General features: G+C 69.7%; 16 protein-coding genes and 1 pseudogene. 13 read left to right on the forward strand and 4 right to left on the reverse strand.

The window, feature by feature from the left end; all coding sequences use genetic code 11:
• Nucleotides 1-254: 254 nt before the first annotated feature.
• The 4 genes and pseudogenes from JWP54_RS04935 to JWP54_RS04950 form a co-directional block, all read right to left on the reverse strand.
• On the reverse strand, nt 255-782 hold the full coding sequence (locus JWP54_RS04935) for a pyridoxamine 5'-phosphate oxidase family protein (protein ID WP_297368137.1): 528 nt from the start codon (nt 780-782) through the stop codon (nt 255-257).
• Nucleotides 685-1,989, reverse strand: a complete 1,305-nt coding sequence (gene nagA / locus JWP54_RS04940; protein ID WP_297368139.1) for an N-acetylglucosamine-6-phosphate deacetylase — start codon at nt 1,987-1,989, stop codon at nt 685-687. Before nagA ends, JWP54_RS04935 begins: the two co-directional genes overlap by 98 nt.
• 39 nt (nt 1,990-2,028) lie before the next feature.
• Complete coding sequence (locus JWP54_RS04945) at nt 2,029-2,157, reverse strand: hypothetical protein (protein ID WP_297368141.1); 129 nt, start codon at nt 2,155-2,157, stop codon at nt 2,029-2,031.
• Between the two features lie 14 nt (nt 2,158-2,171).
• Nucleotides 2,172-2,324: pseudogene (locus tag JWP54_RS04950) on the reverse strand (PTS transporter subunit EIIB); the annotation flags it as partial.
• A gap of 211 nt (nt 2,325-2,535) precedes the next feature.
• On the opposite strand from JWP54_RS04950, the gene JWP54_RS04955 reads away from it, so the two are divergent.
• The 13 genes from JWP54_RS04955 (at nt 2,536) to JWP54_RS05015 (ending at nt 14,276) form a co-directional block, all read left to right on the forward strand.
• Nucleotides 2,536-3,285: a GntR family transcriptional regulator gene (locus tag JWP54_RS04955; RefSeq protein WP_297368143.1), complete on the forward strand. Its 750-nt coding sequence runs from the start codon at nt 2,536-2,538 to the stop codon at nt 3,283-3,285.
• A 127-nt stretch (nt 3,286-3,412) separates the two neighbouring features.
• Nucleotides 3,413-3,643, forward strand: coding sequence for a hypothetical protein (locus tag JWP54_RS04960; protein ID WP_297368144.1), 231 nt, complete (start codon nt 3,413-3,415; stop codon nt 3,641-3,643).
• A 102-nt stretch (nt 3,644-3,745) separates the two neighbouring features.
• Entirely contained in the window at nt 3,746-4,531 is a 786-nt protein-coding gene (locus JWP54_RS04965; RefSeq protein WP_297368145.1) for a glucosamine-6-phosphate deaminase, read from the forward strand.
• 39 nt (nt 4,532-4,570) lie between these two features.
• Nucleotides 4,571-5,320, forward strand: coding sequence for an ABC transporter permease (locus tag JWP54_RS04970; protein WP_297368147.1), 750 nt, complete (start codon nt 4,571-4,573; stop codon nt 5,318-5,320).
• A 15-nt stretch (nt 5,321-5,335) separates the two neighbouring features.
• A complete protein-coding gene (locus JWP54_RS04975; protein WP_297368248.1) occupies nt 5,336-6,058 on the forward strand; it encodes an AzlC family ABC transporter permease in 723 nt (240 codons plus the stop codon).
• A complete protein-coding gene (locus tag JWP54_RS04980) occupies nt 6,055-6,366 on the forward strand; it encodes an AzlD domain-containing protein (RefSeq protein ID WP_297368149.1) in 312 nt (103 codons plus the stop codon). Before JWP54_RS04975 ends, JWP54_RS04980 begins: the two co-directional genes overlap by 4 nt.
• A 108-nt stretch (nt 6,367-6,474) precedes the next feature.
• Nucleotides 6,475-7,356, forward strand: coding sequence for a transketolase (locus JWP54_RS04985; protein ID WP_297368150.1), 882 nt, complete (start codon nt 6,475-6,477; stop codon nt 7,354-7,356).
• A complete protein-coding gene (locus JWP54_RS04990) occupies nt 7,353-8,315 on the forward strand; it encodes a transketolase C-terminal domain-containing protein (protein WP_297368153.1) in 963 nt (320 codons plus the stop codon). The genes JWP54_RS04985 and JWP54_RS04990 overlap by 4 nt, the downstream gene beginning before the upstream one ends.
• The gene (locus JWP54_RS04995) at nt 8,308-9,813 is read left to right on the forward strand and encodes an FGGY family carbohydrate kinase (RefSeq protein ID WP_297368155.1); all 1,506 of its coding nucleotides are present in this window, start codon (nt 8,308-8,310) and stop codon (nt 9,811-9,813) included. Before JWP54_RS04990 ends, JWP54_RS04995 begins: the two co-directional genes overlap by 8 nt.
• Before the next feature lie 63 nt (nt 9,814-9,876).
• On the forward strand, nt 9,877-10,524 hold the full coding sequence (locus JWP54_RS05000) for a DUF2291 family protein (protein WP_297368158.1): 648 nt from the start codon (nt 9,877-9,879) through the stop codon (nt 10,522-10,524).
• Nucleotides 10,521-12,086, forward strand: a complete 1,566-nt coding sequence (locus JWP54_RS05005; RefSeq protein WP_297368161.1) for a sugar ABC transporter ATP-binding protein — start codon at nt 10,521-10,523, stop codon at nt 12,084-12,086. The genes JWP54_RS05000 and JWP54_RS05005 overlap by 4 nt, the downstream gene beginning before the upstream one ends.
• Nucleotides 12,083-13,219: an ABC transporter permease gene (locus JWP54_RS05010; RefSeq protein WP_297368166.1), complete on the forward strand. Its 1,137-nt coding sequence runs from the start codon at nt 12,083-12,085 to the stop codon at nt 13,217-13,219. The genes JWP54_RS05005 and JWP54_RS05010 overlap by 4 nt, the downstream gene beginning before the upstream one ends.
• A 67-nt stretch (nt 13,220-13,286) precedes the next feature.
• The gene (locus tag JWP54_RS05015) at nt 13,287-14,276 is read left to right on the forward strand and encodes a D-ribose ABC transporter substrate-binding protein (protein ID WP_297368169.1); all 990 of its coding nucleotides are present in this window, start codon (nt 13,287-13,289) and stop codon (nt 14,274-14,276) included.
• Nucleotides 14,277-14,338: the final 62 nt, after the last annotated feature.

Below are 14,338 nucleotides of genomic sequence, written 5' to 3' on the forward strand. Positions count from 1 at the left end.
GGCGAGGGCTTTCTCGTTCTCGATCAGCGGATCGATGACCGCGCTGATCGCCGCCGCGACCGGGTCGACGACACTGTCGTCGGCGTCGTCGGGGGAGTCTTCGGGAGTGGCATTCGAGGTGGCCATACGCCTATGCAACCACCCACCACTGGCACGCCCGATCCCAATGAATCAGCGGTGGAGAACCCACAAAGAACCCACCTGTGGAGGAGGGGCGATCCCGCCAGAACGGCTCGGTCAAGGCGTCAGAAGAGCTACCCGGGCAGATTGTCGTAGCGGTGCCGGATGTGGTGCCTGTCGGCGCTGGCCTGCCAGAATTCGACCTCCGTCGGGCGCAGCGCGTACAGCTGCCAGGCGGGGTTGGCGGCGTCGTCGGCGGCCGGGCGCTCGGCCCAGTCCCTGGCCGACGCCTCCGCCGAGAGCTCCACGACGGAGCCGACGACTCGCACCTGCCGCCCGAGTTCCGACCAGTAGAAATTCAGTGCCGCCCGCGGGTTCTCGGCCAGCTCCCGGCCCTTCCGTGACGTGCGGGCGGTGGCGAACTGCCAACCACCCGCGTCGAGGTCTTTGAGGATCAGCATCCGTGATGACGGCACCCCGCCGCCATCGACCGTGGCGAGGCTGAACGCGTGCGGCTGCCGCACCCCCGCGGCGAGCGCGGCCTCCAGCCAGGCCAGGAACAGCTCAGCGGGATCGGCCGGGGCGGTCGCCGGGTCGAAGCGCGGCAGGTCGTCCGGAAAATCGGGCAGGGCGCGCAGTCGGGTTCGCAGGGATTCGCTCATTCCGCGAGCCTACCCATGCGCCCGCGTGGAGGGTTGCCTGCACGCTCAGGTCGGCGTCGAGCACAACGAGGTCGGCACGGAGGCCCGGGCTGATCCGACCGCGGTCGGCGAGGTCGAGGAGGTCGGCGGGATTCTGGCTCGCGGCCCGCACGGCGAGCGCCAGCGGCACCCCGGCAGTGAGCACGGCGTAACGCACCGCGTGGCTGAGGGTGAGGACGCTGCCGGCGATGGTGCCGTCGACGAGCCGGGCAGCCCCGTCGGCCACCCGCACGTCGAGGGAGCCGAGCTTGTAGGCGCCGTCCGCCGCACCCGCGGCGGCCATGGCATCCGTCACGAGGACCGGCCGCGCCGGGCTCTGGCTGATCAGGCGCACGATGCCCGGATGCAGGTGAATCCCGTCGGCGACGACCTCTGCGAACACCGTCGGGTCCTCCAGCAGCGCAAGAGCGGCACCCGGTTCGCGGTGGTGCAGCGGTCGCATGGCGTTGAAGACGTGGGTGCCAGCGTTGGCGCCGGCGGCGATCGCCGCCCGAGTGAGGTCATAGTCGGCGTCGGTGTGGCCGATGGCGGCCACGGCGCCGTGCTCCACGATGCGGGCCACGGCAGCCAGGCCACCCTCCAGCTCTGGGGCTATTGTCACCATGCGCACGGCGCCGGCACCGGCTCGCATCAGCCGGTCGACGCTGGCCGGGTCGGGCAGTCGCAACAACGGCGCTGCGTGCGCGCCGCGGTGCTCCGGGCTCAGCCAGGGCCCCTCCAGGTGGATGCCGGCCAGGAGGCCGTCGTGCACCGGCGCGGCCAACTTGCGAACGAGCCGTTCCATCTCGTCGAGGGGCGCGGTCACCAGGCTGGCCATCAGCGTGGTGGTGCCGTGGGCACGATGCGTCCCAACGATCCGTTCCGCCGCCGCCCGCGGATCTGGATCGTTGAAGCTGACTCCGCCTCCGCCGTGATTGTGGGCGTCGACGAAGCCGGGCGCCAGCACGTCGGCCGGGAAGACGACATCCGCCGAGCGGGGCGGCTGGCCATCGCCGATTGCGACGATCAGTCCGTCCCGCACCTCGACCCAGCCGGGCGAGAGCTCCCGGTCGGGCAGGATCACCGTGCCGGCAACGATCATCAGCGCAGTTCCCGTGCCCGGTCCGGCATCCCTCGGTAGCGCCGGTGCGCGCTGCGCGGTGCCGGATGGCGTGATGGGCGGTGTCATGACGGGTCTCCTGGGTCGTGGACGTGGATGGGAGTGCGGTCAGCGGTTCACGGTGAGAAAGGTCTCCCCTGCCGCCAGCTCGAGGTCGGCGACCACGGCGGTGGCCAGGGTGATGTCCTCGCCATGACGGTCCGGCACGATGACCGGCACGATGGGGTGCACAAGCATTCCGCGCCCATCCGGAGCACCCCGTGGGCGCCGGCCGCCTTCAGCACGGCCTCGTCGACCAGGGACGCATCCGCCACCTCGGTGCGCAAGCGAGTGATGCACGCCTCGATGTCGACGATGTTGGCCGAGCCACCGAGGCCTGCCAGGATCTGTTCTGCCTTGCTCGCCGTTGTCTTCTCCTCTGGTACTGCCCGGCACCGCGGCGCCTGGAACGGTCGAGAATCAGCGCCCCTGAGCCGGGAACGCTGTGCGGGCCGGGCCTTGACAAACGAACCGGTGCACCTTCATTATCGAAGTAATTGGATCGTACCAGTGCGGACCACAAAGCGGAAGTGGTCCGGTTGGAACCCAGCAACCGAAGACCAGGAAGGCGGTGCGGTGGTGACACGGCTCGAGAACACCCCGGTACTCGCCGGCGGAGCAGTCCCCAAGCACGCCCAGCTGCGGTCCATCCTGCTCGAACGGGTGGAGACCAGCCTGGCTCCGCACGCCGCGATCCCGCCCGAGCGCAAACTGATGACGAAGTACGGTGTCAGCCGGTCCACCGTGCGGGAGGCCATCCGACAGCTCGTGGAGGAGGGGGTGCTCTACCGGATACAGGGGAAAGGCACCTTCGTCGCCGGCGAGCGCGTGCAGAGCGACCTGCACCTGGCCTCCTTCACCGAGGACATGCGCCGGCGCGGCCTGGTGCCCGCCACCGTCGTGATGGCGTCGACCCTGATCGAGGCCCCGCTTGAAGTGCGCGCGGCACTGGGGCTGAAGGTCGGCGCGACTGTGCACCAGGTCGACCGGTTGCGACTCGCCGGCGGCATCCCCATGGCCTTCGAACGCGGTTACTACGCGGCCGCGCTGCTGCCCGGACTCGGCGACCAGGACCTGACCCGTTCGCTCTACGCCACCTTCGCCACGGAGTACGGCCTGCGCATCGACCACGCGGAGCAGACCGCCTGGGCCGAGTCCGCGGATGCCGTCCTGGCCGGGCCCCTCGGCATCGACGTGGGAGTTCCCCTCCTGGTGTTCCGCCGCACCTCTTCGGCGGGGTCCACTCCCGTCGAGTACGTCACCTCCTGGTACCGCGGTGACCGATATCAGATCCACATGATCCTCGACCTCAATCACGATCTGTAGTTCCCGCCAGCGGATGCCCCGCTGATCACGCCGCACCATCGCCCCCACCGGGCACTTTCGCGCCGAGACCATCGGCAGCGTCGGCATGCCGACAGAGGGTGCACCCGCACCAGCTCAGGAGGAATCCATGTCCAGCGCCACCGTAGATGCCGGAACGGGACGAAAGATCCCGGGCCTCGCCCAACTGCAACGCGTCGGTAAACCGCTGCTGCTGATCCCGATCGGGCTGGCCTGCGCGGCGATCCACTACTTCCTCGTCCGGTTCGTCATTCGCCGCTGGAACCTGAAGACCCCGGGTCGCGGCGACGACGACGTCCTGGAGGGCGGCAACCCCGACTCCGCCTCGACCACCTTTTAGTCCCAACCGTCCCATCCGCACCGGTGGTCGGCGACCCAACCTCCGATCACCGGTGCACCGCCACCATCCCAACCGACCCACTCATCGCACCTGGAGCACCCCTTGGCTGAAGTAGTCGTCCTCGACACCGAGACCGAAGCCGGCATTCTCGCCGCCGCATCGATCAGAAGACTGATCAGCCAGAAACCGGATGCCGTGCTCGGCCTGGCTACCGGCTCCACCCCGATGTCTCTCTACAGCGCCCTCGCCGAGTCGCTGCGAGCCGACCCGCTGGACGTCTCCCGGGTGCGCGGCTTCGCGCTCGACGAGTACGTGGGCCTGCCCGCCGGGCATCCGGAGAGCTACCGCGCCGTGATCATCCGCGATGCGGTCGAGCCGCTCGGGCTCACCCCGGGAAACATTCAGGTGCCCAACGGCGGCCTGGCCACCCTGCAGACCGCGGGCAGCGACTACGAAGCCGCCATCAGCGCCGCCGGCGGGGTCGACGTGCAGATCCTCGGCATCGGCCGCACCGGCCATGTCGGCTTCAACGAACCGGGATCATCGTTCGCCTCGCTCACCCGGGTGAAGACCCTGACCAGGAAGACCCGCACCGACAACGCCCGGTTCTTCCCCTCCATCGACGATGTGCCCATCCACTGCATCACCCAGGGCCTGGGTACCATCCGCCGGGCGAAGCACCTGATCCTGTTGGCCTTCGGCGAAGAGAAGGCCGAAGCCATCGCCGGCGCCGTGGAGGGACCGGTGTCCTCGAGCAGCCCGGGCTCGGTAATCCAGCTGCACCCGCACGTCACCGTGCTCGTCGACGAGGCCGCGGCCTCACGCCTGGCCGACCTCGACTACTACCGCTACGCCTACGCGAACAAGCCGGCCTGGCAGGTCGTCTAGCACGCACGACGGCCCTTCGCCAGTCGCTACGCTGAACCAATGACCGGCGTTCCCAACCTCATACCCACGCTGATCGGCGTCGCGGCCCTCGCGGCCATCACCATCGCCGTGCTGTGGGGATCGCGCACCCCACACCCATCCGCACCGGCGCTGGCGATCCTGCGCGGTGCCGCCCAGCTGGCCGTGATCAGCGTCATCCTCGGTGGCGTGATCACCAGCCCGCTCTGGGTGAGCGTGGCGCTGCTGTTGATGTTCGGCGTCGCGGCCGTCACCGCCACCCGGCGGCTGCACTGGAGTTGGAACCACTTCGGCCTGGTCGCCGCGGCCATGGGCGCCGGCGTCCTCGTCACCCTGCTCGTGGTCTTCAGCACCGGCGCCATCGAGTTCACCCCGCGATACGCGCTGGCCATCGGCGGCATCGTAATCGGCAATGCCATGTCGATCGCCACCCTGGCCGGCCGGCGGCTCACCGAATCGGTGAACGATCACTGGGACCAGGTGGAGGGTTGGACGGCCCTCGGCGCCACTCCCCGGCAATCCACCCTCGCGCTGGCCCGAGACGCCGTGTATTCCGCGCTGATCCCCGCCACCGACCAGACCAAGACCACTGGTCTGGTCACCCTGCCCGGGGCGTTCGTCGGCGCCATCTTCGGAGGCTCCTCGCCGCTGGAGGCCGGCCGGTTCCAGGTCGTCGTTCTGGCATCCATCATGGCCGCAGGCGCCGTCACCGCCGTCGTTCTGGTGCGCGCCCTCGCTCCGGTGCGGATGCGCCCCGCGGCGCTCGGCTAGGGTCGGCTGGTGTCCATATTCCTGCGCCAGTCCCCCGGGGCCAGAGTCGGACTGTCCATCGCCGTCGCGACCGGCCTGTATGGGGTGTCCTTCGGGGCGCTCTCCGTCGCCTCGGGGCTGGATGTCTGGCAGACCCAGCTGCTGAGCCTGCTGCTGTTCTCCGGGGGCTCCCAGTTCGCGTTCATCGGCGTGATCGCCGGTGGCGGCACCCCCGTCGCCGCGGCGAGCGCGGCCGCACTGCTCGGCATCCGCAATGCCGTCTACGGAATGCAGATGAACGTGCTGCTGCAGCCGCGCGGCTGGCGCCGCCTCGCCGCCGCCCACGTCACCATCGACGAGTCGCTGGCCACCAGCACCGGCCAGACCGATCCGGTCGAGCAGGAGCGCGGGTTCTGGGTGGCCGGGGTGGGCATTTTCGTGCTCTGGAACCTCTTCACCCTGATCGGCGCGCTGGCCGGCGACGCGCTGGGCGACCCGAAGCAGTGGGGCCTGGACGGCGCGGCCGTCGCGGCGTTCCTGGCCCTGCTGTGGCCGCGGCTGCGGTCCCGGGAGGCCGGCGCGACCGCCGCCGCGTGCGCGCTCGCCACCGTGCTCGCGGTGCCGGTCGTCCCGCCCGGCGTGCCGATCCTCGTCGCAGCCGTCGTCGCCGCCCTGATCGGCTGGTTCGGCTACCGCACCGGGCCCGACGGCGAGGGCCTCGAACCGGATGTCGACCCGTACGGGAAGGCCGGCTCGTGAACCTGTGGCCGCTCATCGTCTTGGCCTGCCTGGTCGGCTTCCTGACCAAGCTGCTCGGCTACCTGGTACCGAAGAAGTGGCTGACCAACCCGCGGGTGGCCCGGGTCGCCGGCAGCCTCACCATCGGGCTGCTCGCCTCACTCACCGTCGCGAACGCCGTCGCGACCGGCCAGGAGGTGGTCGTCGACTCCCGGTTGGGCGCCCTCGTCGCAGCGGCCGTCGCCCTGTGGCTGAAGGCCCCCTTCCTCGTCGTGGTCATCGTCGGGGCCGCCGCCGCGGCCGGCCTCCGCCTGCTCGGCCTGCCCTAGAGCCTCGAGCCGGTTTCCGGCGATCCATTGACACCCCGGGTAGAGCCATGTCATGCTGGTGATCGTTCAAGCAGGCGTGAATAGATATGCAAGGGGAGTGCGGCAACGATGCTGTTAGGAACCGATGTCACCCAGGTCGAGGCCTGGCGCAAGCTGCAGGAGAAACTGACCGCAGCATCCGTCACCGACCGCAGCGCCCTGCTGCACCGTCGGGCGAACGACACCCGCAGCGACGTCGTGCGGATGATCGACCACGCCGGGCAGGGCCACATCGGCGGCGACTTCTCGGTCACCGACATCCTCACCGTGCTGTTCAACGGCGTTCTGCGGATCGACCCGAACGATCCGCAGAAGGCCGGACGCGACCGGTTCGTGCTCAGCAAAGGACACTGCGCCGCCGCCCTGTATGCCACCCTGGCCAGCTGCGGCTACTTCTCCCCCGACGAGCTGCTCACCTTCATGGGCCCGCTCTCCGCGCTCAACGGCCACCCCAACCGCAACAAGGTACCGGGGGTCGAAACCAACACCGGCCCACTCGGCCACGGCCTTCCCGTCGCCGTCGGCCAGGCGCTGGCCGCGAAACTCGCCGGCAACGGCGCCCGGGTCTTCGCCGTGATGGGTGACGGCGAGATGCAGGAGGGCAGCAACTGGGAGGCCCTGATGACCGGCGCCCACTACGGGCTCGACAACCTCACCGCCGTCGTCGACCGCAATCGGCTGCAACAGGGCGCCCGCACGGAGGACACCTCATCGCTGGACCCGCTGGACGAGAAGCTGCTCGCGTTCGGCTGGGAGCTGCGCATCATCGACGGCCACGACTATGAACAGCTCGCGGCAGCCTTCAAGCCCTCCAGCACCGGCAAGCCCGTCGCTGTAATCGCCAACACCACCAAGGGCAAGGGTGTGTCGTTCATCGAGGACCGCGTGGAGTGGCACCACAAAGTGCCGTCCACGGAACAGGTAGTGCTGGCACTGGAGGAATTGGCATGAGCACCACGACGACGACCCCCGGCCTCTACGACAACCGCACCGCCTTCGCCGACGAACTGATCCAACTCGCCCGCACCGATGACCGCATCGTGGCCGTCTGCAATGACTCCGTCGGCTCCAGCAACCTGGTCGCCTTCCGCGACGAGTTCCCCGACCGACTCATCAACGTCGGCATCGCCGAGCAGAACATGGTCGGCGTGGGCGCCGGCCTGGCCAGCGCCGGGTATATCCCCTTCGTCTGCGCCGCCGGGCCCTTCCTCACCGGCCGTTCCCTCGAGCAGGTCAAGGCCGACGTGGCCTACAGCCAGCACCCGGTTATCCTGTGCGGCATGAGTCCCGGCATGGCCTACGGAGAACTGGGCCCGACCCACCACTCCGTGGAGGACTTCTCGTGGCTCCGCGCCTTGCCGGGCCTGGACATCGTCGTTCCCGCGGACCGCCTGCAGACCCGGCAGGCCGTGCAGCAGGCCGTCGCCAGCCCCCGGCCGATGTACATCCGGGTGGGCCGGCACAAGGTACCCGACGTGTCACCGGCCGGCTCCGTGCTCGAACGCGGTCACTTCCAGACCCTCCGTGAGGGCACCGACGTCACCCTGATCGGCACCGGCACCCTGGTCTCCCGCGCCGTCGAGGCCGCCGAGCTGCTCGCCGCCGACGGCCTGAGCGTCCGGGTGCTGAACGCCGCCTACATCGCGCCACTGGATGTGGCCTCGATCGTGGCCGCCGCCGAAGAAACCGGCGCGATCATCACTGCCGAGGAGGGCAACGTCGCCGGCGGCCTCGGTGCCGCCGTCGCCTCGGTCGTGTCGCAGCTGGGCCGGGATGCCCGGGTGCCGGTGCGCATCCTTGGGCTGACCGAGTTCGCGCCAACCGGCAGCACCGACTTCCTGCTCGACCACTTCGGCCTCACCCCCGCCCACCTTGCTGCGGCCGCCCGGGATGCGAGGACGAATGGCTGACGCAGGGCCCGTCGTCGTCGCGATCGACCAGGGCACCAGCTCCACCAAGGTCGTCGTCGTCGACGCGGCCGGCGCGGTCGTGGCGTCCGGCACGGTACCGATCGGGCAGACCCACCCGCATCCGGGCTGGGTGCAGCAGGATGCCGAGGAGATCTTCGACAGCGTGGTGCGCGGGCTGACCGAGGCGACGGCCGGTTTCGGCGACCGGATCGCGGCGGTCGGTCTGTCCAGCCAGCGCGAGTCGGCCCTGGTCTGGGACCGGGCCACCGGGGTGGCGCTGGGCCCGGTGCTCGGCTGGCAGGACCGCCGCACCAGCGCCACCGCCGCCGACCTCACCGCCGCCGGTCACGGTGACCTCGTCCGCGAGGTGACCGGACTGCCGATCGATCCGATGTTCTCCGCCCTCAAACTCGGTTGGCTGCTCGACCAGGTCGACCCCGATCGCAGTCGCAGCCGCGCGGGTGAGATCTGCGCCGGAACCGTGGACTCCTGGTTGCTGTTCCGGCTCACCGGCGAGCACCGCATCGAGGCCGGCAACGCCAGTCGCACCCAACTGCTCAACCTGGCCACCGTCGACTGGGACGACCGGCTACTCGCCCTCTTCGGCGTCCCCCGGGCAACGCTGCCCACCGTCGTCGCCTCCTCCGCTCCGAGCACGCCGCTCCTCGGGGTGCCGACTCTGCCGCCCGCCACCCGGGTGCTCGCGGTGATGTGCGACTCGCACGCCGCCCTCTACGCGCACGGGGTGCGTACCCCCGGCGCCGTCAAGGTCACCTACGGCACCGGCTCGTCGGTCATGGGCCTGTCCGCGCCCGGTGCCGACGCCGCGACCGCTGGCGGGCTGGTGCGCACCATCGCGTGGCAGACGGATGCCACCGCCTACGCCTTCGAGGGCAACATCCTCTCCACCGGGGCCACCATGGTCTGGCTCGCCGGGCTGCTCGGCAGCACTCCGGCCGCCCTGTTCGCGCTGGCCGAAGCCGCCCCCGACGACCACGGGATCGACCTCGTTCCCGCGTTCGCGGGCCTCGGGGCACCGTGGTGGGATGAGAACGCGCACGCCCTGATCATCGGCCTGGGCCTCGGCAGCCGGCCAAGCGATCTGGCCAGGGCCGCGGTGGAGTCCATCCCGCTGCAGATCGAAGACGTCCTCGCCGCCGTGGACGCCGGTGGCGCGCGGATCGACCGGATCCTGGTCGACGGCGGCCCGGCCGGGAACGACTGGCTGATGCAGCTGCAGGCAGATCTCAGTCAGCGCGACGTCGTGCGGCCCGACGTCGCCGCGCTGTCCGCCCTCGGCGTGGCCCACCTGGCTGGCGCCCAAGCCGGCATCTGGTCCGACGCCGACGTTCTCGCCCTTCCACGCCGAACCTCCACCTTCCGCCCCCGGCAGGACGCCGACCAGAGCCGCCACCGCCGGCAGCGCTGGCTCGCCGCCGTCGCCGGCGCCCGCGGCCGGCCCGCCCCCTCTGGCCAACCCGCCACTCTTGGGTCCTGACCCGGCACCACCGGCACCACCCGCTCGTCCCGCACCACATCTGCAAAGGAGCAGTACCCCGTCATGGCACGAGAACCACAACGGCCCCGTCGGGTCAAACCCTGGATGATCGGCACTCTTGCGGTCCTGGTGGTGCTCGTCGCGGCCGCCATGAGCGTCAAGGTCGTGAGTATCGAAGACGCCGAGGCCGCGGCATCCGGCGGCTTCGACCCGGCCAGCTATGCGGCCGACCGCTTCGAATCCGAGATCGCACCGCAGATCGAGGAGGACGCCATCGACCTGCCGACCCTGCTCGGCGACCTGGCCGCCGGCGCCGATGAGGCGGACTTCGGCAACACCTCGGGATCGAGCAGCGCCTACAGCTTCCCGGTGACCTTCACCGGAGTCGCCGGCACCCCGGCCGGCGCCATCCTGCCCGTCACGGTCGAGGGGGTGCCCGCCGACGTCACGGTGCAGGTCCAGATCGGGCCGGCGCTGAACGGCACGGCCATCCGCGACGTCACCGGCACCGTGAGCTTCAACGAATTCACCAACCAGCTCGAGTACCAGACCGTGGCCACCGAACTCAACAACCTGGTGCGCACCGAGGTACTCGGCGACGTCGACCCGGCCGCCCTCGCCGGCAAGACCGTGACCGTGACCGGGGCGTACACCCGGGTCAACCCGGCCCTGGTCTCGGTGGTCCCGGTGAGCTTCGAGGTGCAGGAGTGACCATCCCCGGCACCCGAGCCCAGCCGTCCACCGATGTGGTGATGCGCGCCATCGGCATCGCCAAGAGCTACGGCGCCACCCAGGCCCTGAAAGGCGTGGACTTCGAGATCCGCCGCGGCACCGTCACCGTGCTCTTCGGCGAGAACGGTGCCGGCAAGTCCACCCTGATGAAGATCCTCAGCGGCGTCGAATCGCCCACCTCCGGCCTGCTCGAACTCGACGGCGAGGAAGTGGTGCTGCGCAACACCGTGGACGCCAGCGCACGCGGGATCGCGATCATCCACCAGGAACTGAGCCTCTGCGCGAACCTGAGTGTGCGGGACAACATCTTCATGGGCCGGGAACTCGTGCGCGGCGGCATCGTCGTGAACGAACGCCAGGAGACGGCCGAGACGCTCACCCTGCTGGAGCGGCTGGAAGAGTCCCTGAACCCCAAGACCCTCGTCGCCGACCTGCGCCTCGGCCAACAGCAGGTGGTGGAGATCGCGCGGGCGCTGGCCGGTGAGGCCAGGGTGCTGATCATGGACGAGCCGACCTCCGCCCTCAGCGGCAGCGAGGTCGAGGTGCTGTTCCGCGTGATTCACGAACTCACCGCGGCCGGGGTGGCCATCGTGTACATCTCGCACCACCTCGAGGAGGCTCTGGAAATCGCGGACCATGCCGTGGTCTTCCGGGACGGCGCCCTCGTTGCCACCGGCGAGCGCGCCGACATCGACCTCGACTGGGTGATCTCCAACATGGTCGGCCGCAGCGCCGACGACCTCTCCCCCGACCTGCTCACCGAGTTCGGCGACGTCGTGCTGTCGCTTCGCGACATCACCGTCGCCGACCCCACCAACCCCGCCCGGTTGTCGGTGGACGGCTTCAGCCTCGACGTGCGGGCCGGCGAACTCGTCTGCCTCTACGGGCTGATGGGTGCCGGCCGCACCGAACTGCTCGAGGCGCTGGCCGGCCGGGTACCGGTGCAGAGCGGCACGGTGACCCTCAAGGGCCGGCTGATCACCCGGGAGAGCATCGCCCAGCGGATCGACCTGGGGCTCGCCCTCGTGCCGGAGGACCGGCAGCGGGACGGCCTGGTGCAGACCATGTCGGTCGGTGAGAACGTGTCGCTGGCCGGGTTGCTCTCCTTCGTGAAGGGGCTCTGGATCTCCACGCCGGGCGAGCGCACCGCCGTGCAGCAGGAGATCTCGGACGTTCGGGTGAAAACCGCCGGTCCCGCCGCCGCGATCACCTCACTCTCCGGCGGCAACCAGCAGAAGGTCGTGATCGGCAAGGTGCTGCTCACCGCCCCCGAGGTGCTGCTGCTGGACGAACCCACCCGCGGCATCGACGTCGGTGCGAAGGCGGAGATCTTCGCCCTGATGGCCCGCGAGGCCGAGCGCGGCCTCGGTGTGCTGTTCGCCACCTCCGAGGTGGGCGAGGCGCTCAACGCGGCCAACCGCGTGATCGTGATGTCCAAGGGACGAATCGTGCGGGAGTTCGACCCCCGCACCGCCACCCGCGAAGAACTGATGATCGCCTCCGGCGAGTCCACCGATGAAGAAACTGGAGCAGGCGCATGACCGTCACCCAACCCCGGCCGGCGCCCGCCGGCGACCAGCAGCCGCCCCGCGCACCCCGCCGGTTCAGCATCCGCGGCAACGACGTCGACCTCGGCTCCATCCTGCTCGAAGGCCGCGCGTTCATCGCCCTGATCGTGCTGATCATCATCTTCTCGGCGCTCAGCGACTCATTCCTGTCGGTGAACAACATGATCACGATGACCAAGCACGTCGCGTACAACGCGATCCTCGCGATCGGGATGTTGTTCGTCATCCTCAAGGGCGGCATCGACCTGTCGATCGGTTCAACGGTCGGCCTGTCCGGCGTGGTCGCCGGTGTGCTGCTGCAGGGTTTGCAGCTCAACTCCCTCGACGTAGTGCTCTACCCGCAGGTCTGGGTGGTCGTGCTCTGCTCCCTCACCGTCGGCACCCTGGTCGGCTTCATCAACGGCACCCTGGTCACCCGGTTCGGCGTCGCCCCATTCATCGCCACCCTGGGCATGTTGTACGTCGCCAGGGGCGCGGCCCTGCTGATCTCCAACGGTTCGACCTACCCGAAGCTCGGCGGTGACCCCGAACTCGGCAACACCGGCTTCAACCTCATCGGCGGCGGCCGCATCCTCGGGGTGCCCACCGCGATCTGGATCATGGTGGTCTTCGCACTGATCGCGGTGTTCGTGCTACGCAAAACCCCGTTCGGCCGCTGGGTGTACGCCACCGGCGGAAACGAACGCGCCGCAGAGCTGGCCGGCGTGCCGGTGCGGAAGGTGAAACTGCGGGTCTACATGATCAGCGGATTCTGCGCGGCGACGACCGGCCTGATCATCTCCTCCGAGCTCACCAGCGCCGCCCCGCAACTGGGCGAGACCTTCGAGCTCAACGCGATCGCCGCCTGCGTCATCGGCGGCGCCGCCCTCACCGGCGGCCGTGGCAATGTGCGCGGCGTGCTCGTCGGCGCCTTTGTCATCGGCTTCCTCAGCGACGGGCTGGTGATCGTGGGAGTGTCCACCTTCTGGCAGATCACGATCAAGGGCGCCGTCATCATCCTGGCCGTCATGCTCGACCAGGCACAGCAGCGCATCAAGCGATCCAAGAACGCGGCCCTGGCCGCGGCGAACAAGTCTTCCGGCCCGCCCGCCTCACCCGCGGCCTGACCGGATACCGCGCCCCGGCGACGACGCCGGGAACGCACCATGAGAAACCAAGAGAGGTAGCGAACACATGCGAAAGAAAGTACTCCTCGCGGCTGCGGCCGCGTTGACCGCACTTGCACTCGTCGGCTGCTCCAGCGACACGCCCGCCGACACCGCCACATCCGGCGGCGGCGGGGGCGGCGAAGACACCGCCGGTGGGCTGATCGCGATCATCACCCCGGCCCAGGAGAACCCGTTCTTCAAGGCAGAGGCCGACGCGGCGAAGGCCGAGGCGGAGAAGCTCGGCTACGAGACCTCGGTGGCCTCCCACGACGACGACCCGAACAAGCAGAGCGAGCTGATCGACGCGGCCATCAACGGCGGCGCCAAGGCCATCGTGCTCGACAACGCGGGCGCCGACGCCTCGATCGGCCCGATCCAGAAGGCGGTGGACGCCGGTGTGCCGGTGTTCCTGATCGACCGGGAGATCAACGAGACCGGCATCGCCAGCGCCCAGATCGTGGCCAACAACGCCCAGGGCGCCGCGGCCGTTGCCGAGGAGTTCGTGGCGGCGCTGCCCGACGGTGGCAAGTACATCGAACTCACGGGCAAGGAATCCGACACCAACGCCGGCGTCCGCTCCGAGGCCTTCGCCAGCGTCATCTCGCAGTACCCGAACCTGGTGCCCGCCGCCAAGGAGACCGCCAACTGGGACCAGGCCGAAGCCTTCACCAAGGTGGAGACCCTGCTCCAGCGTGATCCCGACATCCAGGGCATCATCGCCGGCAACGACACCATGGCGTTGGGCGCCGTGGCGGCGGTCGAGGCGGCCGGGCTGCTGGACTCCATCAAGATCGTCGGCTTCGACGGCAGCCCCGACGCGGTCCAGGCGATCAAGGACGGCAAGCTGGTGGCCACCGGCCTGCAGCCCGCCGTGCTGATCTCCGAACTGGCCGTGCAGCAGGCGGACACGTTCATCACCGACGGCGAGACCGGCGAAGACGAGAAGCAGTCCATCGACTGCATCGTCATCAACGCTGACAACGCCGACAGCTACACCCTCTTCGCAGTCGAGTAACCTCCCGGCGCCGGCCGCGGCGGATGTCCGCGGCCGGCGCTTCTCTCCACCACCACGACAAG

Source organism: Cryobacterium sp. (genome assembly GCF_025463825.1).
Taxonomy (GTDB): Bacteria; Actinomycetota; Actinomycetes; order Actinomycetales; family Microbacteriaceae; genus Cryobacterium.

Bases quoted from the DNA above. Each gene is read 5' to 3' on its own strand.
- JWP54_RS04985 (WP_297368150.1), top strand. From the start codon at position 6,475: ATGCTGTTAGGAACCGATGTCACCCAGGTCGAGGCCTGGCGCAAGCTG.
- JWP54_RS04935 (WP_297368137.1), bottom strand. From the start codon at position 782: ATGAGCGAATCCCTGCGAACCCGACTGCGCGCCCTGCCCGATTTTCCG.
- JWP54_RS04960 (WP_297368144.1), top strand. From the start codon at position 3,413: ATGTCCAGCGCCACCGTAGATGCCGGAACGGGACGAAAGATCCCGGGC.
- JWP54_RS04995 (WP_297368155.1), top strand. From the start codon at position 8,308: ATGGCTGACGCAGGGCCCGTCGTCGTCGCGATCGACCAGGGCACCAGC.
- JWP54_RS05010 (WP_297368166.1), top strand. From the start codon at position 12,083: ATGACCGTCACCCAACCCCGGCCGGCGCCCGCCGGCGACCAGCAGCCG.
- nagA (WP_297368139.1), bottom strand. From the start codon at position 1,989: ATGACACCGCCCATCACGCCATCCGGCACCGCGCAGCGCGCACCGGCG.
- JWP54_RS04990 (WP_297368153.1), top strand. From the start codon at position 7,353: ATGAGCACCACGACGACGACCCCCGGCCTCTACGACAACCGCACCGCC.
- JWP54_RS04970 (WP_297368147.1), top strand. From the start codon at position 4,571: ATGACCGGCGTTCCCAACCTCATACCCACGCTGATCGGCGTCGCGGCC.
- JWP54_RS05000 (WP_297368158.1), top strand. From the start codon at position 9,877: ATGGCACGAGAACCACAACGGCCCCGTCGGGTCAAACCCTGGATGATC.
- JWP54_RS05015 (WP_297368169.1), top strand. From the start codon at position 13,287: ATGCGAAAGAAAGTACTCCTCGCGGCTGCGGCCGCGTTGACCGCACTT.
- JWP54_RS04945 (WP_297368141.1), bottom strand. From the start codon at position 2,157: ATGCTTGTGCACCCCATCGTGCCGGTCATCGTGCCGGACCGTCATGGC.